The organism is Nostoc sp. KVJ20 (genome assembly GCF_001712795.1).
GTDB lineage: Bacteria > Cyanobacteriota > Cyanobacteriia > Cyanobacteriales > Nostocaceae > Nostoc.
This window is the reverse complement of sequence record NZ_KV757606.1, coordinates 1-19,439: the sequence shown is the minus strand read 5'-3', so window position 1 is coordinate 19,439 and position 19,439 is coordinate 1. Positions and strand designations below refer to the sequence as shown.

General features: G+C 41.8%; 15 protein-coding genes and 1 riboswitch. Of the genes, 10 read left to right on the top strand and 5 right to left on the bottom strand.

Going from position 1 to position 19,439, the window contains the following annotated elements:
- The first annotated feature begins 293 nt into the window (after positions 1–293).
- Positions 294–776, top strand: a complete 483-nt coding sequence (locus A4S05_RS13275) for an SET domain-containing protein (protein ID WP_069070301.1) — start codon at positions 294–296, stop codon at positions 774–776.
- A gap of 123 nt (positions 777–899) precedes the next feature.
- Here the strand turns inward: A4S05_RS13275 and ilvC are convergent, their stop codons facing one another.
- Together ilvC and A4S05_RS41565 are read right to left on the bottom strand one after the other, a co-directional pair.
- Entirely contained in the window at positions 900–1,895 is a 996-nt protein-coding gene (gene ilvC / locus A4S05_RS13270; RefSeq protein WP_069070300.1) for a ketol-acid reductoisomerase, read from the bottom strand.
- Between the two features lie 95 nt (positions 1,896–1,990).
- Positions 1,991–2,179: a hypothetical protein gene (locus tag A4S05_RS41565; protein ID WP_176726999.1), complete on the bottom strand. Its 189-nt coding sequence runs from the start codon at positions 2,177–2,179 to the stop codon at positions 1,991–1,993.
- Between A4S05_RS41565 and A4S05_RS13265 the strand changes: the two genes are divergently transcribed.
- The 4 genes from A4S05_RS13265 (at position 2,172) to A4S05_RS13250 (ending at position 6,851) form a co-directional block, all read left to right on the top strand.
- Positions 2,172–3,098 (top strand): DUF4349 domain-containing protein, encoded by a 927-nt coding sequence (locus tag A4S05_RS13265; protein WP_069070299.1) that lies wholly within the window; start codon positions 2,172–2,174, stop codon positions 3,096–3,098. The genes A4S05_RS41565 and A4S05_RS13265 overlap by 8 nt on opposite strands.
- 234 nt (positions 3,099–3,332) lie before the next feature.
- Complete coding sequence (locus A4S05_RS13260; protein WP_069070298.1) at positions 3,333–4,688, top strand: NAD(P)/FAD-dependent oxidoreductase; 1,356 nt, start codon at positions 3,333–3,335, stop codon at positions 4,686–4,688.
- 175 nt (positions 4,689–4,863) lie between these two features.
- Positions 4,864–6,099 carry an LL-diaminopimelate aminotransferase gene (locus A4S05_RS13255; RefSeq protein WP_069070297.1) on the top strand — a complete coding sequence of 412 codons (1,236 nt, stop codon included), beginning with the start codon at positions 4,864–4,866 and terminating at the stop codon, positions 6,097–6,099.
- Between the two features lie 113 nt (positions 6,100–6,212).
- Positions 6,213–6,851: a Uma2 family endonuclease gene (locus A4S05_RS13250; protein WP_069070315.1), complete on the top strand. Its 639-nt coding sequence runs from the start codon at positions 6,213–6,215 to the stop codon at positions 6,849–6,851.
- 181 nt (positions 6,852–7,032) lie between these two features.
- Here A4S05_RS13250 and A4S05_RS13245 read toward each other — a convergent pair whose 3' ends face one another.
- Positions 7,033–8,373, bottom strand: coding sequence for a voltage-gated chloride channel family protein (locus A4S05_RS13245; protein ID WP_069070314.1), 1,341 nt, complete (start codon positions 8,371–8,373; stop codon positions 7,033–7,035).
- Between the two features lie 19 nt (positions 8,374–8,392).
- On the bottom strand, positions 8,393–10,027 hold the full coding sequence (locus A4S05_RS13240; RefSeq protein WP_069070296.1) for a cation:proton antiporter: 1,635 nt from the start codon (positions 10,025–10,027) through the stop codon (positions 8,393–8,395).
- A gap of 95 nt (positions 10,028–10,122) precedes the next feature.
- A riboswitch (Fluoride riboswitch) is annotated at positions 10,123–10,207 on the bottom strand.
- A gap of 94 nt (positions 10,208–10,301) precedes the next feature.
- Here A4S05_RS13240 and A4S05_RS13235 point away from each other — a divergent pair.
- Positions 10,302–12,377: a potassium channel family protein gene (locus A4S05_RS13235; RefSeq protein WP_176726998.1), complete on the top strand. Its 2,076-nt coding sequence runs from the start codon at positions 10,302–10,304 to the stop codon at positions 12,375–12,377.
- A gap of 167 nt (positions 12,378–12,544) precedes the next feature.
- On the opposite strand, the gene A4S05_RS13230 is transcribed toward A4S05_RS13235, so the two are convergent.
- Positions 12,545–13,741, bottom strand: coding sequence for an MFS transporter (locus A4S05_RS13230; RefSeq protein ID WP_069070312.1), 1,197 nt, complete (start codon positions 13,739–13,741; stop codon positions 12,545–12,547).
- A gap of 1,119 nt (positions 13,742–14,860) precedes the next feature.
- Here A4S05_RS13230 and A4S05_RS13220 point away from each other — a divergent pair.
- The 4 genes from A4S05_RS13220 to aspS all read left to right on the top strand — a co-directional run bounded on the left by A4S05_RS13220 (position 14,861) and on the right by aspS (position 19,030).
- On the top strand, positions 14,861–15,730 hold the full coding sequence (locus tag A4S05_RS13220; RefSeq protein WP_069070294.1) for a zinc metalloprotease HtpX: 870 nt from the start codon (positions 14,861–14,863) through the stop codon (positions 15,728–15,730).
- Between the two features lie 95 nt (positions 15,731–15,825).
- Entirely contained in the window at positions 15,826–16,254 is a 429-nt protein-coding gene (locus tag A4S05_RS13215) for a hypothetical protein (RefSeq protein WP_069070293.1), read from the top strand.
- A 202-nt stretch (positions 16,255–16,456) separates the two neighbouring features.
- A complete protein-coding gene (locus A4S05_RS13210) occupies positions 16,457–17,086 on the top strand; it encodes a chloramphenicol phosphotransferase CPT family protein (RefSeq protein WP_069070292.1) in 630 nt (209 codons plus the stop codon).
- Between the two features lie 156 nt (positions 17,087–17,242).
- Complete coding sequence (aspS, locus tag A4S05_RS13205; protein WP_069070291.1) at positions 17,243–19,030, top strand: aspartate--tRNA ligase; 1,788 nt, start codon at positions 17,243–17,245, stop codon at positions 19,028–19,030.
- The last annotated feature ends 409 nt before the right edge of the window (positions 19,031–19,439 follow it).

Here is a 19,439-nt window from a genome sequence, read left to right as displayed (position 1 = left end):
TTTGTTTAAAAGTATCGAAAAATTAAGGTTAAATGCCTGAAATCCATACCAAATATTTGATACTTCAGTCTAAAAAATGTAGTTCAGCCTGAAGTGAGAATTGAAATTTTATAGAGCATAAAATCTTGCAAATATGCATGAATTCAAAAAATATATTAGAAATATATTTGAAACTTATTTTGCCATAAAAGCAGCAGTAAAATTAGAAAAATTTACTTTACAAAAAATCACTTTACATAGTAGATTTAACTCTAATTAAGCCAAGTTTTTTTAAATAAAATGGTTCTTTTTTCATGAGTACAATAGAGGCAATTTCAGCTTTAAAGCTCAATTCTCGTATCACGATTCAACAAACAGGAAAAGGACGAGGAGTATTTGCTAGACAAAAATTTGCCCAAGGGGAAACTGTCGTGGTGGGTATTTCAATTGAAGAAGTTCCCGAACGAACAATTTATTCCTTTCAGATGGATTTTAATTTGTATGTCAACTTAGACGAGCCTGCTGTCGTCATTAACCATTCTTGTGATCCAAATACTGGGGTAAGAAACAATCAATTTGGAGGATATGACTTCGTTGCTTTAGGAGATATCGAAGTAGGTGAGGAGATTACCTGGGACTACGAAACCACTGAATATGAATCAATTGCTGTCCGTCGATGTTTGTGCGGATCTCTATCTTGTCGAGGGAAAACATTAGGATTCAAATTTCGGGAACAAATGCTGCGTGATACTTATGGAGAGTATATTGCAGATTATCTCAAAACTAAAAGCAAATAATGTTTATTAAACCACATCTATTTTGAGAAGTATAGTTTTTCAAAATACTGGGAGCATCAACTGTTGTAGAGACGCGTTAGCACTGCGGGACAAAGTACAATTTTGCGTCTCTACATTCTTTTATTAAGCCTTTTTCAACCAGCTAAACATAGCGCGTAAATCTTTACCAACTTCCTCAATTTTGTGTTCAGATTCTTTACGACGCATAGCGGTAAATCCTGGTTTACCAGCTTGGTTTTCGAGAACGAATTCTCGTGCAAATTGTCCAGATTGAATCTCGCTGAGAATCTTCTGCATTTCAGCTTTGGTTTGTTCGGTAACAATCCGTGGGCCACGGGTATAATCGCCATATTCAGCAGTGTTAGAAATGCTGTCGCGCATCTTGGCTAAACCACCTTCCACAACCAAGTCAACAATCAGCTTGACTTCATGCAGACATTCAAAATAAGCCAATTCTGGTTGATAACCAGCTTCTACTAAAGTTTCAAATCCGGCTTTGATTAAAGCACTCAAACCACCGCACAATACAGCTTGTTCGCCAAATAAATCTGTTTCGGTTTCTTCGCGGAAAGTAGTTTCGAGAACACCAGCGCGAGTACCACCGATACCTTTAGCGTAAGACATGGCGCGATCGCGTGCCTGACCACTGGCATCTTGATAAACTGCAAATAGCGCTGGTACACCTTCCCCACCTTCATAAGTCCGCCGTACCAAATGCCCCGGCCCTTTTGGTGCAACCATCACCACATCTACGTTAGCTGGTGGTACAACTTGCCCAAAGTGAATATTGAAGCCGTGGGCAAAAGCTAACACATTCCCTTCTTCTAGATTTGGTTCAATCTCGTTTTTGTAAATCGTTTTTTGAACTTCATCAGGTAACAAAATCATGATGAAGTCAGCAGCATTGGCGGCATCTGCGACATTCTTCACAGTTAACCCAGCTGCTTCAGCTTTTGCAACTGATTTACTACCCGGATATAGTCCCACAATCACATTCAAACCACTATCTTTGAGATTGAGAGCGTGGGCATGACCTTGGGAACCATAGCCGATGATAGCAATAGTTTTTCCAGCCAAAAGGTCTAAATTGGCATCTTCGTCATAATACATCCGGGCCATAGAAGCATCTCCTGTCAGCAAGCATCGTCATTTATTGGCAGGCTTACGATTGTACCCCAAATTGAGTAACACAGATTAATTATCAATCATGCAATTTATCTCTGGGGATTGGGGATTAGGGACTGGGGAGATGAGGAAGCAGGGGAAGAAAAACTATTAATCATTGCCCAATGACCAATGACTAATGACAAATCTGTTACATAAATCGCAACAATACAGGCTTTGAGTTTTACTTCAGTAATACTGGGGTTAAATTCATCCATCTGGGGGTAGATTATGTACACTTCGACTAAATTACCACGCACATCTGCTTTATTTTTAAGTGCGTTATTGGGAGGGGTGATTTTCACCAGTTGCGCTTCTTCTGAACGCTCAACCAATTCGGCTTTACCTCAAATGGCCGCCGATGGGATGGCAAATCGAGCATCTGCACCTGCTGGTGAAAGCAGTATTTCCCAAAAGGCGGAAGCTTCACCAATAGCGCGTTCTCGTCCCCAACTCATCAAAAAGGCAGCAATCTCTTTGACTGTCAACTCTGTAGATCAGACTGTTGATGCTGTTTCACAAATTATCAATAAACAGCAAGGGGATTTAATCGGTTTGAAGCAACAACAACCCAAAAGTGACAACCCGCGTCACACAGCAACAATACAGTTGCGGATACCTGAGAATCGGCTAGAACCTACCCTAGAGCAATTAGCTAAATTGGGCACTGTCGAGAGTCGTAATATCACTGCGGAAGATGTAGGCGATCGCCTTGTAGATTTCCAAGCTAGATTAACGAATTTACAGAAAACTGAAGCCAATTTACAAAAAATTATGGATCGGGCTGGTTCTGTCAGAGATGTGCTTAGTGTTGCCCAAGAACTAAGTAATGTCAGACAAACCATAGAACAAATCAATGCCCAATTGAAAAGCCTACAAAATCAAGTTGCTTATTCCACGATTACCCTGAACCTAGAAGCCGCAGTTTCTAGTACCAGTCCCCAACCTGCCTTGGGTTTGCAAGTTCAGGAAACTTGGAACAACTCTACCCACTCTTTGAGTGCATTTTCTGTTGGCTTACTCAAGCTGGGTATTTGGTTAATTGTTTACAGTCCCTATTTGTTAATTTTTGTTGCTCTTATCTATGGCTTTAACCGTTGGCGGCGAACTCATTCACCACGTTTGACACAAACACCAGAATCAACTAGCTCTGAGTAAACTTGCATAAACCTTACATCTACTTTTGATAAATTTACACAAGTAAAAAGCGATTCAAGTATTCCCAACTATGATTGTCTGCGCCTCTCTCTTGAAAAGTTCTGCTTATCCTGTAGTTTTGATTACTTTAATCATTCTTTAAATGTAAAAGGCAATACAAAATATATGATGACAAGTTTGATACAAATTTGTTAAGAATAGTTACAATAGTCGGCATCCCGGATAATATTTCTTATGGTAAATTCACTTGACAATAATCCACCCCATCAAGTAGTTATTGTAGGCGGTGGTTTTGGTGGACTTTATGCGGCAAAAACACTAGCCAAAGCGGCAGTAAACGTTACTCTGATTGATAAACGTAACTTTCATCTATTTCAACCCCTTTTATATCAAGTCGCCACAGGTGCGCTGTCTCCGGCTGATATTTCTTCGCCGTTGCGTTCTGTCCTCAGCAAGAGCAAGAATACGACAGTGCTGCTGGGAGAGGTGAATAATATTGATTCACAAGCGCAAAAAGTTATTGTAGGCGACGAAGCAATTCCTTACGATACGTTAATTGTCGCCACAGGAGCGAAGCATTCCTACTTTGGCAAAGATAACTGGGAAGAATTCGCCCCAGGCTTGAAAACTGTAGAAGATGCGATAGAAATGCGTAGCCGGATTTTTTCGGCCTTTGAAGCCGCAGAAAAAGAAACCGATCCAGAAAAACGCCGTGCTTGGTTAACCTTTGTAATTGTGGGTGGTGGCCCAACTGGTGTAGAGTTAGCGGGTGCGATCGCAGAATTAGCAAATCAAACCCTCAAAGAAGACTTCCGCAACATCGACACATCAGAAGCCAAGATTTTGCTATTAGAAGGTTTGGATCGAGTTTTGCCACCCTTTGCACCAGAGTTATCACAAGAAGCGGAAGCATCCCTGACGCGCTTGGGTGTGGTTGTGCAGACAAAAACATTGGTAACGAATATTGAAAATGATGTTGTTACCCTCAAACAAGGCGATGAAGTTAAAGAGATTGCCTCAAAAACGGTATTATGGGCAGCAGGTGTGAAAGCTTCCGCAATGGGAAAAGTGTTAGCCGAACACACTGGTGCAGAGTGCGATCGCGCTGGACGAATTATCGTCGAACCTGACTTGAGTATTAAGGGACATCCCAATATTTTTGTAGTTGGCGACTTAGCAAATTTTTCTCATCAAAATGGTAAACCCCTACCTGGTGTTGCACCTGTAGCCAAGCAAGAAGGTGAATATGTAGCAACATTAGTTCAACAGCGGCTTGCAGGTAAGACTTTACCACCCTTTGCTTATAAGGATCATGGTAGTTTAGCAATGATTGGGCACAATTCTGCTGTAGTAGATTTGGGCTTTATGAAGCTGAAAGGTTTCTTTGCATGGCTGTTTTGGCTAGTGATTCACATCTACTTCCTAATTGAATTTGACAACAAATTAGTAGTAATGATTCAGTGGGCGTGGAATTACTTTACTCGTAATCGCGGAGCAAGATTGATTACAGGTAAAGAATCAATTACGGAGTTTGTAATTAGCGATCGCAACAATTATTCAGCCGATAATAAACAGCCGGTGAATGTCTAATTGGGAAGAGGTGACAGGTGACAGGTAACAGGTAACAGGTGATAGGTGATAGGTGATAGGTGATAGGGAATAATCTGTACCCTGTAACCTTTACCCTATTCCCTTCTTCACTCCCCACTCCCCGCCCTCATAAATTAGCAGTAAGCTATTTGAGGGCGTTTTTCATAACTACATAATGGCAACTATTAACGACAACTACCTGAAACTGAAAGCGGGTTATCTGTTTCCAGAAATTGCTCGGCGGGTGAATGCCTTTGCAGAAGCGAATCCTGATGCTAACATCATTCGGCTGGGCATTGGCGATGTTACTGAACCTCTGCCAGAGGCTTGCCGTACAGCGATGATTAAAGCTGTGGAAGAAATGGGCGATCGCAATACTTTCAAAGGCTATGGCCCAGAGCAAGGCTATGCTTGGTTACGGGAGAAAATTGCTACTCACGATTTCCAAGCGCGGGGAGCCGATATAGATGCTTCCGAAATCTTTATCTCCGATGGTTCCAAGTGCGACACAGGCAACATTCTAGAAATCTTTGGTCATGACAACATAATTGCCGTAACTGACCCAGTTTACCCTGTGTATGTAGACACTAATGTTATGGTGGGAAATACTGGGGATGCCAACGATAAAGGCGAATTTGAGGGTTTAGTTTATCTACCAATTACGGCTGATAACAACTTCACCGCCGAGATTCCCTCAAAGAAAATCGATTTAATTTATCTCTGCTTTCCCAATAACCCCACTGGCGCAACTGCTACCAAGGAATATCTCAAAGCATGGGTAGACTATGCCAAAGCTAATAACTCGATTATTTTCTTTGATGCAGCCTACGAAGCTTATATCACCGATCCCTCGATTCCCCATTCAATTTATGAAATTGAAGGTGCAAGAGATGTTGCGATCGAATTTCGTTCTTTTTCCAAGAACGCAGGTTTTACAGGAACCCGTTGCGCGTTAACCGTAGTACCGAAGACACTCACAGCAAAAGCCGCCGATGGTTCCGATGTCGAACTGTGGAAACTGTGGAATCGTCGCCAGTCTACCAAATTCAACGGCGTTTCTTACATCATCCAACGAGGAGCCGAAGCGGTTTACTCCGAAGAAGGACAAGCGCAAATCAAAGGATTGGTGAGTTTCTATCTCGAAAACGCCAAAATTATCCGCGAGAAACTCACAGCCGCCGGATTATCAGTTTATGGTGGCGTGAATGCACCTTATGTCTGGGTGAAAACTCCTAATGGTTTATCCAGTTGGGAATTCTTTGATAAGCTGCTGCAAACTGTCAACGTTGTGGGAACCCCTGGTTCTGGCTTTGGTGCTGCGGGTGAAGGTTACTTCCGCATTTCGGCGTTTAACAGCCGGGAGAATGTGGAAGAGGCGATGAAGCGGATTGCTGAGAAGTTTAAGGTGTAGAGCGATCGCTTTTGTTAAACTCATTCTATTAGTCTAAAGGTTACGGTGGGCTGTATTATCCACCGCAACCTGATAGATTTTGAATTTTGAATTTTGAATTGGAGCGAAGCGATGTGACTGCTGCTATCCCCGTTTTCAAAGCTGTTAGCCAGATGCAATTAGCACCTGGTAGCACGGTGACAATTCCTGATGTTAGCTGGCAAGAATTTGAATCTATTTTAGAAGAATTAGGAGAAAAAAGAACTACCCGAATTGCCTACAGCCAGGGTACTTTAGAAATTATGGCTCCTTTACCAGAACATGAAATTCCCAAAGATTTAATTTCTGATATTGTCAAAATATTGCTGAAAGCTAAAGATATCAGATATCAACCTTTTGGTTCCACTACTTTTAAACGACAAGGTGTAGCAGGAGTTGAACCTGATGCTTGCTTTTATATTCAGAATTATCAACAAATGATTGGTCATCGTCGCTTACAACCTGATGATCCGCCCCCAGATTTAGCGATTGAGACTGATGTCACATCGAAAACTACTCTTGATGCTTATGAAGCCATTGGAGTCCCAGAATTATGGGTTTACGATAGCGGAAATCTTTCTATTTATTTGCTGAAAGATGGGAAATATATAAAATCTAATACCAGTCCTAATTTTGCAGATATAGCTATTACTGAGATTATCCCTGCTGCTGTGGAGCGTAGTTGGCAAGTAGGAAGTTTTCAAGCTTTAGAAGAATTGGAAGCGATGATTTAGTAAATAAAATAGGTAGTAAAAGGTGCATAGTTTCATCTCGATGATGAGCTAAGGTGTAACTAATTCTCTCTTGTTCCAATTGATTTAGAAAAGTAACTAGTTTGCCGAATCCATGATTATTCATTTGTCAAACCTATTATCGCTTAACAACTCTCAATTATCAATTAATTACATCAAAAAATTATTCCTCATAATTACTTTTTTCTTCTTCCCCATCATCAGGTAAATCAATTTTTGGATCAACTTTTTCTCGACCATAATTAGCCAAAGTCACCCCTTCTTCTAAATATACAGCAGAGTATTTGCTCAACCCAATACGCTGTGCAGAATAAATTCCAGAATGACCGGAAAATAAATAGCTCACTACACAGCCAATAGCAATAAATACCCCCGATTCCAGACCAAATAATTCAATTCCCATTAAGGTTGATGCTAAAGGTGTATTTGCTGCACCTGCAAACACACCCACAAATCCCATTCCTGCTAACAGTGGTGCAGGTAATGCTAAAAGCAACGACAAAGCATTACCTAAAGTTGCACCAATAAAAAACAAAGGTGTCACTTCTCCACCCTTAAAACCTGCACCTAAAGTTAAAGCAGTCAGACCTAATTTGGCTGCAAAATCCCAAGGAGGTAGCTGAGTATAGAAGGAATCAACGATTGTTGGAATACCAAGCCCAATGTATTTGGTTGTTCCACTCAACCCAACAATTGCTGCTATTATCGCACCGCCTATAAAAGGACGCATTGGAGGATAAGATATCTTGGTTTTAAACAAATGGCTGATTTTGTGAGTTACTTTAGCAAAAAATCTTGCGACTATTCCAAAGATTACACCTGCAATAATTGCAGAAATTAGTCCCCAAATTGTGAGCGTCGGTATTAACGGAGCGTGTCGGTATGCGGTATGATGTAAACCCAATAGTAAGGTGACTTGATTTCCAACGATCGCAGCAATCAAAGAAGGAAAAAGAGCATCATAATGAATCCTACCAATTGCTAAAACTTCCAGACCAAATACGGTTCCAGCTAAGGGAGTACCGAAAACTGAAGCGAATCCTCCACTTATACCTGCTGTTAATAAAATTCGCCGATTAGCCCCTTTAAAATGCAGTATTTTAGTCACCTGATCTGCCAAAGAAGCACCCATTTGTAATGCTGTACCTTCACGACCGGCTGAACCACCAAAAAAATGGGTGAGGTCTGTTCCTATTAACACAAGAGGAGCCATGCGGAAGGGAATAACTTTTTTGGGATTATGGATTTCTTCAAGTAAAAGGTTATTTCCAGCTTCTACAGTCCGACCAAATCGATGATAAATCCAACCACTTAAGAAGCCGCCAAGGGGAAGGAAGGCGATAATCCAGCGATGTGATTCTCGCCAATCAGTTGCCCATTCCAATGATGCTAAAAGAGCCGCAGAAGCAGTTCCAGCAAGAATGCCAGCTATAACGGAAATAGGCAGCCATTTGATTAGGTGGGGAAAGGCAAGAAAAGGTTCAAATTGACGTAGTTGTTTCATATTAATTCGTAATTCGTAATTAAATTGAGTTGGATTCACGGTTTTCTAGTACGATTACAGGTATTGGACTGGCTTCTAAAACTGCTTGTGAGACTGAGCCAATCAGCACTTGCTCCCAAGATTTATGTCCGCGTTTGCCCATAACAATCGCAGTGACACGATACTCCTTAGCAATGCGAATAATCTCTTCTGGTATTGCGCCTGTAACAGTCAAAAATTCATACCTGATATCAGATAACAACTGTTTGCTTTGTTCTTTTATTTGTTGGATATCTTGCTGATTTGAAGTGTTAATTACATGCAAAACGATCGCTTCCCCATTACTGCGGCGTGCTAAATCTGCGACTTTGGTTAAAACTTCTGTGGCTAAACTCGATGTATCCACGGCTGCCAGCAATACTGTACGAGTAGCAACTGTGACCTTGGTCGGGTCAACTTCGCCTTTGGTGAGCAATTTCGGCGCAAAGGTCATAGTTGCCCAAGCGCCTAATGGTGCTGTGATTAAAATTGATAGAGCTGCGATCGCTAAAATTATCTCACCTCCGGCAATTCCTTGGGAAAGGGGTATTGCCCCAATGGCAGCTTGGACTGTGGCTTTTGCTGAGTTTCCTGGTAGCAGAAATAATCTTTCTCGCCAATTCCAATTACTACCTAAAGTTGAGAGATACCAGCCCAACATCCTACCAATCAGTAAACCAATTGCCAGAATTATAATGCCAGGTAACAGAATCTTTTCTAATACTTGCAGTTGAATAGTTGCCCCTAATAAGACAAACAAAAAAATCTCCGCGACTATCCATAAACTATCAAATCCGCCCCGCAATCTTCGGGCTAAGGGAGCATCTAATTCAATTAAGAAAAACCCCATAGCCATTGCTGCTAAATAACCAGAAAAGTAAGGCAAAGCATGAGCAACAATGACCAGGAATAAAGGTAAACTGGCAGCAATTACAGTATCTTGAACGACATTCTGAGTCCAGTTTTGTTTAGTTAATAGTAAAACTAATAAACGGGCTGCTAAATAGCCAAACAAGACTCCCAGCAATATTTGCATAATAATTTGGAACGGCAGCAATTGCAGAGCAGTCAAAGTGAATCCCCCAGGTAGGGTAATCTGCTCAACACCTCCGTCACCTAAGAAACTTAGCAGTAGGCTGAAGACTAGTAATAGCAGCACATCAGATAAAGCACTACCAGTCAAAATTGCATCGGGAATTCCTTTTGTGACACCCCAACCTAAACTTTTCAACCTGAGCATTCCTGGGACGATTACAGCGGGAGATTCAGCGCCAATCACACAACCCAAGAGTAATCCGGTGGGGAAGTCAAATTTAAAAATTATCATAGCGGTAATTGCGATCGCGATCGCTTCTGTTGCTGCTGGCAAAAATCCTAAGCGCAGCGCCACTGTTCCCTGTTGAGCCAGTTTTTCTCTATCTAAACCCAATCCAGCTTTCATCAGGATAATCATTACCGCCAAAGTTCTTAACTCATCAGCAGCAACCAGCACATCTTCACTGATGACATTCCGAACTTGGGGGCCAAGGATAATCCCCACTAAAATCATGCCAATTAAAGGCGGAGCTACTAAACGACGGGCAAGTTGACCGGCAAAAAAGCCCATCATTAAAATCCACAATATACTGGCTAGCATTCCATGACTCCTTGAGGCGCGATTTGTAGACAGATGCTTTCTACAGGGGAGTCAGGTAATGCTTTTAGCCAAGCCCTACTCTCCCGCAGTTAGCGAAGAAAGTAGGAGCCATCAGCCTTCCATATCAGAATTGATCCGTTTGGAAAGGCGGTTTTGGCGAGCTCCATCACCATTGATAGTTTTTCATTAAATTGATAATACCATTTTTGCTGTGAGTCAATATCTTTGGTATTCTACGATATAGATAAATAATGTGTATCATTGGCGGTATTATATGCTGCCATCATCAGAAAGTAATTATCAACCTGTTAAAGATTCTCAGACAAAACTAGATCAGTTTTTAGTTTGTGGGCTAGGAAGTTTGGGTCAGCATTGCGTTGCAGTACTAAAAGAGTATGGTGCTGTTGTCAATGCTATTGATCAAGAACAACCCCAACATTTGGAAATACCAAATTTATTAAGTTTATTAGAAAACTTATTCATCGGAGATTGTCGTCAGAGCAGTGTTTTAGAACAGGCAAACATTTCTCGGTGTCGAACTGTACTTTTAGTCACTAGCAATGAACGAGTAAATATAGAAGCTGCCTTTGCCGCAAGGCTTTTAAATCCTCAAATTCGCCTGGTTGTACGTTCTGACAAACAAAATCTCAATGAACTGTTAAGTCAGACCCTTGGTAATTTTATTGCTTTTGAGCCGAATCAAATTTCCGCTTCTGGCTTTGCTCTGGCAGCCCTTGGAGATGACAATCTTGGATATTTCCAACTGGAAGAACGTCAATTTCGGGTAGTAAAGCGTCAGATAAAAATAAGTGATAACTGGGCTAATAAATGGCATATACATGAATTAAATACTTTATATCGTCGGGTTTTAAATTACGCTAATGATTCATCTCCTTTGCCTAAAGAATTTCATCATTGGGAACCAGAAACGACATTAAAACCAGGTGATACGATTATTTATATCGAAGTTACAGAGCAGCTTAAAAGTTTAAAACAAATTGCTACTGTGCGTAAACATAACTGGCAGCAGTTATGGCAAGAGATTGTATTAGGTAGAACCTGGAAAAATTTAAAAAATAAAATAGTATATCTCTCGCGGACATTCTCTCGTTATCAGAGTTTGCGGGTGGCAATTATTTGTGGAATTACAGTACTTTTTCTTTGGTGTTTTGGAACAATTATTTATATCTTAAATTATCCTGAAAGTAACATAATAGAAGCATTTTATGCTATTGCTGTCTTGCTTTTGGGAGGATATGGAGATGTCTTTGGTGGTGTTAATTTTAAAACGCCACCAGAGCCGGCTGAAAATATGCCAGGATGGTTGCGATTGTTTAGCCTCGCGCTAACTGTAACTGGTATAGGTTTTGTTGGGGTTTTATATGCGTTGCTAACTGATACTCTGTTAAGTTCAAGGTTCCAGTTTTTTAATAATTACCAGCCATCAATCCCCCAAAAAGACCATGTTGTACTTATTGGATTAAATCGAGTCGGTCAGCGAGTCGCGGCTTTGTTAGAAGAATTCAAGCAGCCTGTGGTGGGTATTAGTAGCACAGCACTTAACGCCGATTTTCTCAACAAAATACCACTGATTATTGATAATATTGCCGATGCTTTAGATAAGGTAAATCTCGCTCATAGTAAAAGTGTCGTTGTAGTTACAGACGATGACATGGAAAATTTGGAAATAGCTTTGATGGCATACGCTAAAAGTCCTAAAACTCGTGTGGTCATTCGGACTTATGACCGATATTTTCGTGATAATGTCGCACGATTGTTTCCTTATGCTCAAGTTATTTGTACCTCTGCTATTTCAGCAGAAGTATTTGCTGCTGCGGCTTTTGGAGAAAATATTCTCAGCTTATTTAACTTCGATACTCAAACTATTTTGGTAGTAGAGTACATGATTGAAGCTGGAGATACACTGAATGGATTACTATTGGCTGAGGTTGCCTATGGTTATGGAGTTGTACCAATTTTATATCAAAGTCTCAGGCGATCGCCTGTTAAGTTCATGCCTGCCGATCATACACAACTTGCTATTGGCGATCGCCTGATTGTTCTGGCAAATAGCAATAGCCTCCAGCGAATTGAACGAGGTGAAATGTTTCCTCGAAATTGGCAAGTACAGATTGAGAAAGTTTTAGCTCAAGATGCTATTTTTGATGGTGCAAATGAAATCAGTATAATATCGGGATGTAACATCGGCACTGCTAGAGAGTTGATGCATAATTTGCCTGGACTGCTACCAACAGCATTATATAAACAACAAGCTCTGTTACTAGTAAGAAGACTTAGTAAATTAAGAGTTACAGCCCGGTTGAAACCATTTGTTCAAGATACAAATTGAACTGGGGATTGGGGATTGGGGACTAGGGACTGGGTAGTATCTGAAGGGTTATAAAAGTTTGTAGTAAGGACTTTAGTCCTGGATTTTTAAGCACTGAAGTGCTTAGTACAAACTCATTATATTTAATGCGATAGACCACTAGGGACTGGGTACTGAACTGTATTGCCTTATATTTGTAAATATTTTTTCCTATTAATTACTAACAATAAAACAGCAGCGATCGCAAATAAGCTTCCAGTTATAAATGTTGCCTCCGCTCCCAATGTTTGCCACAATCCACCAGCTAGCAGACTGGCGGGTAAAAGCGCTAATCCTACAGCCAAATTTAGGAATCCAAAAGCAGTGCCGCGCAGATTTGCAGGTATACTATTTGCCACTAGAGCCAATAGCAATCCTTTACTCATACCCAAATGCAAACCATAAAGGGCAAACAATCCCCAGACTTGCCAAGATGTCTGCACGAAAGCGAAACCCAGATACACTAGAGCGTATAGGAGAAATCCGCCTACTAGTAACCCAAATTTACCCATGCGATCGGAAAGTATTCCTATTGGGTAGGCACTGAATGAGTAGGTGATGTTCATCATCATTAATGTCAATGGGATGAATGAGGCTGAAATACCTGTTTGCTCGGCTCGCAACAACAAAAAAGCATTACTGGAGTTGCCTAAATTGAATAGCAGCGCCACTGCTACAAGTACCCAGTATCCTTTACCCAAACTGCGTAAAGCTTCCCATTGCAGAGGGTTGCTTCGGTTCCCTTGAATTTCACTTGTTTTTGGTTCGCGCACTCCCACTGCTAATAAAGCCACTGCGAAGAATCCAGGGATGAGTGCTAGCCAAAAAATCAGGCGGAAGTTGTTTTGGGAAGCAGCCATCAGGGCAAATGCTGCCAAAGGCCCTAAAAATGCTCCGATAGTATCGAGAGATTGACGCAATCCATAAGCTGCACCGCGTACTTCTGGATTAGTGGAATCAGCAACCAAAGCATCACGGGGTGCTACCCGGATACCTTTGCCAATGCGATCGCTAAATCGAGCTATTAATACTCCAGTTGGGCTGGTAGCTACAGCAAATAAAGGTTTTACAAAGGCTGATAATCCGTAGCCAAACACCGCTAATCCCTTACGATGTCCCAAGTAATCACTCAATACTCCCGAAAAGATTTTTAAAATTGAAGCTGTTGCTTCTGCAATACCTTCAATGATGCCGACAGTCAAAATATTCGCCCCTAAAACTGACACGAGAAACAAGGGCAACAGAGAATTAATCATCTCGGAACTAATATCTGTCAGCAAGCTGACAAACCCCAAAACCCAAACAGTACGGGGGATTTTCTGGACAAATTTATTTTGTAGCTGCATATTGCCTATTTCTGCTATGTATACAGCCAATTCATTTGCTGTAAAGATTTTTGAAAATATTATTACTATATCAGTATCTATAGCCGTTGCTGTGTTTGCTAGCACAGTGAGAATACTTTGCTTTCTTGCAAAATCTGCGATCGCGATTTGTTTAATGCACAAAGATACTTGTAATACCAATTTTTTTATGAAGCTGCATATAATTCGATCCCCCCTTATTAAGGCTACGGTGTACACACAAGTCTTGTCGCAGTCATATCTTTATTAAAAAATCTCGGACTGCGTTTCTATTCCGCTTCGGAATGAATTCCGAGTCTCATAGCTGAAGTCCACTTAAGTGGACTGAACAATCAATTTAGTCCACTTAAGTTTTTCTTTCCCCTTAGAGGATGTTTGAAAAGTGGTTAGCTGTGATTTTAAGCACTGGTTGATCCCCCCTAACCCCCCTTAAAAACGGGGGAAAATCCTTAAACTCCCCCTTTTTAAGGGGAGCCACTGCGGTCTTGGGGGTTTCCCCCATGAGCAAGTGGCGTGGATTTAGGGGGATCGAAAACGTTTTGATACCGACGAGGAGACTTTTCAAACACCCTCTTACCCTTTTCCCCAAAACCCGACAAGTATTAATGCAACTTCACATTAAATTTGGTATAATCTACTAAAGCTTTAAAGCCTGTAAATTAGATTTTCAGCTATTTACTGAACAGGGATATCAAGCACAAGGAATAGACTCAGAATTTGTATAATTAACTGGATATAAATTAACAGCAATGGGTATGTAATTTATTCCTGTAGATAGATGCGTTTTTTATAAAAAAATACATTTTACATCAGACCAAAACACTTGTAGAGACGGCGATTTATCGCGTCTCAAAAACCCACAATTTTGTACAATTAGCCTTTAACGCAAGCGGATTGATTTATAACCCAGCAATTTTGTTGATAAAAGATAAGTATCAAAAACAACTAAATTAGTATTTCTAAAAGTTAAGTGAGAAAACCGTACTTCTCTGATAGGTTTTCTGTACCATATATCTAAGTTTAGCTAGATAAAATCGAAGTGTAGCTGAAGTAATGCTGTTTTTTCAAAAATTTACACAGCATTAGCAGGAGAGCGAAAACATGACAAATCAATTGAAAACGGCTGCTTTGCTTGCTGCGCTAAGTGGTCTTTTAATCGCAATTAGTTACTGGGTAATTGGCGGTTCTAGTGGCTTGATTATCGGGATTGGCTTGGCAGCAGCAACAAATCTGTTTTCCTGGTATCAATCAGATAAGATTGCGCTAGCAGTATATCGGGCCCAGCCTGTGAGTGAAGAGGAAGCACCAGGACTTTATCAGATGGTGCAAAAATTGAGCGATCGCGCCAATATTCCCATGCCCAGAGTTTACATCGTTCCTAGTCAAGGTGCTAACGCCTTTGCTACAGGGCGCGATCCCGAACACGCTGCTGTGGCTGTCACCGAAGGCATTTTAAATATCTTGCCAGAGGACGAACTCGAAGGCGTTATCGCCCACGAACTCACCCACATTATTAATCGTGACACTCTCACACAAGCTGTTGCTGCTACTGTTGCTGGTGCTATCTCATTCCTAGCCCAAATGGTTAGTTACAGCTTATGGTTTGGCGGTGGTTCACGAAATGACAACAGAGGTGGAAATCCAATAGGAATTTTATTAACAGTCATACTTGCACCAGTGGCGGCGACAATCATTCAGCTAGCAATTTCGCGCACACGAGAATTCTCTGCTGATGCCGGTTCTGCTAGATTAACTGGTAATCCCCGCGCCTTAGCTAGGGCATTGCAACGGTTAGAAGCCTCAGCAAAACAGATACCTTTAAATGCCAATCCAGCTTATGAGCCGTTATTGATTATCAATTCTATCTCTGGACAGTTTTTGAGTAACTTATTCTCCAGTCATCCTGCTACAGAAGTGCGAGTTGCAGCATTACTGAAATTAGAGCAACAACTGCCAACAAAAACTTATTAATTTGTCATTTGTGAAATTTGCAATGACTTGTTACTACCATTACAGAGTGCAGTTTTCATCAACGGACATACTTTGCAATTAAGGATGTTTTAACTATGAATGCTAACAACATCGAATCCATTGAAGCCACAGTAATTGAATCTACCGAATCCATAGTAATTGTAGAAATCAGTTCTGAAACCGACGAATTAGTGGAAACTGAAATGGCTGGTGAAACTGAGGAGGTGAAGCGCGAAACTAAAGCGTTAATTGAGGCGCTAAAAAGACGCGCTCAAGCTGAGGCTGATTCAGCAGGTACTCTCACCCGCGAGACATATTTGAAAGTTGTGCGTCAAGCACGGGCATTAATTGAAGGAAGGAAATTGATGGAACGCGATCGCTTAGAAAATTCTTGGGTGGTAATTCAGGATGAAGCTGAGAGAAACTGGCACTTATTAATGAAAGATTTAGTAGACTTCAGCTTTCGCCTGCAAAAGGCGGCCATTGCTGCTTGGGATACCTTCAATCACCCTTACTCTCGTTAAAGATGGTGTGAAGGGTGCGATCGCAGATCGATTTAGACTTATTTAGTGTCAACTCAAACCTTGGCGAGGGTCATTCGCCGTTATGTCTCTACCTCAGCCAATGCCTCATGGCTGAGGTAGAGACATTTTCAATTGCCGATTTAACATTTTAGCCTTAACGTGGAACTGCTAACTATATGTATTAAGGACGCAAAGAGTGATCATGAGGCAGACACAGGAGCTAGGACAGATTATCATCCTGAATGGTGCCCCTCGATCAGGAAAGTCGAGCATTGTCGCAGTGATCCAGGAGACATTTGATGGTCTGTGGATGAACTTGGGTGTGGATAGGTTTATGCAAATGACTCCCGCACGATACCTGCCTGGGATCGGTCTGCGACCAGGGGGAGAACGTCAAGACCTCGAACCCTTTGTTCCCATTCTGTACAGCGCTATGTATGAGTCCATCGCCGCTCACAGCCGCTTAGGTTTGAATGTCGTGGTTGATGTCGGACACCATGATGCCTACGCAATTCCCCAGGGCATTCTGTCCGATAGTGCCCGACGTTTGAACGGATTGCCGGTCTTGTTTGTAGGCGTTCGCTGTCCCATTGAGAGCATTATGGAACGACGACAAAACACAGGTTGGAACGTAGGAAGTGCAGCCGACTCCGCGAAGCCACACCCAGTTGAGTTATGGCAACATGAAGTCCACATTCCTGGCATCTATGATCTTGAAGTCGATACCTCGTTGTTAAGCTCAGGTGCGTGTGCCGAGGTGATACGCCAGCACCTCGCCGCAGATAATCCAGCACCGTCGGCATTCCAACGACTCGCTGCACAACATACTTAAGTACATCGAATTTTTCTTGCCGACTGAGTTGTAATAGTGTGAAATTATTTGATTTTTTATTTCACCAGAACTACTACAATTACTATTGATGCTAGATAATGGGAAGGCTTTGACATTTTCTTCCCAATCTAGCCCAGGAAACAATAATTAACACTTATGCGAACTCATTATTGCGGCGAACTCCGAAAAGAACATATTGGAGAAACAGTTACCTTTTACGGATGGGTAGACCGTCGCCGCGATCACGGTGGTGTGATATTTTTAGATTTACGCGATCGCTCTGGAATCGTCCAAATCGTTAGTGATCCGCAACGCACCCCAGATTCTTACGAACATGCAAACGCCCTGCGAAATGAATATGTTGTTGAAATCACTGGTAGGGTAACACAACGTCCCGAAGAATCGCTGAATACCCGCATCCCCACAGGCGAGGTGGAAATCTACGCCGATAAAATTAAACTTCTCAATGCTGTTCGCAAACAGTTACCTTTCCAAGTTTCCGTAGCTGACACTGAGACAGTGCGCGAAGACTTGCGGCTGAAATATCGTTATTTAGATTTGCGACGCGAACGCATGGCGCAAAATTTGCAACTGCGTCATCAAATTGTCAAAGCCATGCGTCGTTATCTGGAAGATTTGGAAGGTTTTATCGAAGTCGAAACCCCAATACTTACCCGTTCTACCCCAGAAGGAGCGCGGGATTATGTTCTACCCAGTCGCGTCAATCCTGGTGAGTGGTATGCTTTGCCGCAATCACCCCAGCTATTTAAACAATTGCTGATGGTATCCGGTTTAGATAGATATTATCAGATTGCCCGTTGTTTTCGTGACGAAGACTTACGCGCTGACAGACAACCAGAATTCACTCAGTTGGACATGGAAATGAGCTTCATGTCCCAAGAAGAAATTATCGAACTAAATGAAAATTTAGTTCGCCATATCTTCAAAACGGTTAAAGGAATTGAGTTACAGCGTCCTTTCCCCCGCCTAACTTACGCTGAGGGGATGGAACGCTATGGGAGTGATAAACCAGATACCCGCTATGGTTTGGAATTAGCTGATGTCTCAGATATTGTGAAAGAGTCAGGTTTCAAAGTCTTTCGAGACACTGTTACCAATGGTGGTATTGTCAAAATCTTACCCATTCCCAACGGTAACGATGTAATTTCTAATGTACGCATTAAACCAGGCGGCGATTTATTCAAAGAAGCCAGTGAAGCCGGTGCTAGAGGTTTAGCTTATATCCGCGTCAGGGATGATGGCGAAATTGACACCATTGGCGCTATTAAAGACAACCTAAGCGAAGAACAAAAACAAGAAATTTTGCGCCGTACAGGTGCAAAAGCTGGACATTTGCTGTTGTTTGGGGCTGGTGATGCTGCTACAGTTAATAAAACTTTAGATAGATTACGGCAAGCGATCGCTAAAGAATTTGGTTTAATTGATCCAGAAAAAATCAACTTACTCTGGATTACAGATTTCCCAATGTTCGAGTGGAATGCTGACGAAAAGCGTCTAGAAGCATTGCACCACCCATTTACAGCACCTCATCCTGATGATTTGAGCGACTTAAAAACTGCACGCGCCCAAGCTTATGACTTGATACTCAACGGCGTAGAAGTTGGCGGCGGAAGTCTGCGGATTTATCAGCGAGAAATTCAACAGCAGGTATTTGAAGCCATCGGTTTATCTCCTGAAGAAGCACAAAGTAAATTTGGCTTTCTCTTAGAAGCATTTGAATATGGTACACCGCCGCATGGTGGCATTGCCTACGGTCTAGATCGTTTGGTAATGTTGCTAGCTGGAGAAGAATCTATTCGAGATGTCATTGCTTTTCCAAAGACACAACAAGCGCGTTGTTTATTAACAGATGCGCCTTCGAGTGTAGATGCAAAACAGTTGAAAGAATTGCACGTTGCTTCAACTTATAAACCAAAGTCTTAATGAAAGGGAGTGGGGAGTAGGGAAACTAAGCAGGTTTTCATCGGGTGGGGTTTCAAGCTACCAAGAGAATACAAGGATTTTATCGCACCACTTGCGGGCAGAAAGCGCAGGGGGACGAAGTACGACTTTAAACCTTTAAACCTTTTTCGAGGCTAATTTCTTCCCCTACTCCCTACTCCCGCCCCGAAGGGGTTGTTAAGTAGGGTGGGCAATACCCCTTTCAAGGGTAGGGGTTTAAGAAAGAGGGAGAAAAGCAGGTAAAATACACAACTGTTGTCAGACCGCAAAAATATGCAAGTCAGATGCGGTGAAGAATGTCAGGGTGTGGGGGAAAATGCTTTTAGGAAAAAGCGAGGAATTAAGGCAATGGACGAGGAAAGTCATAGAAAAGATGCCGCATCTGTCTAAG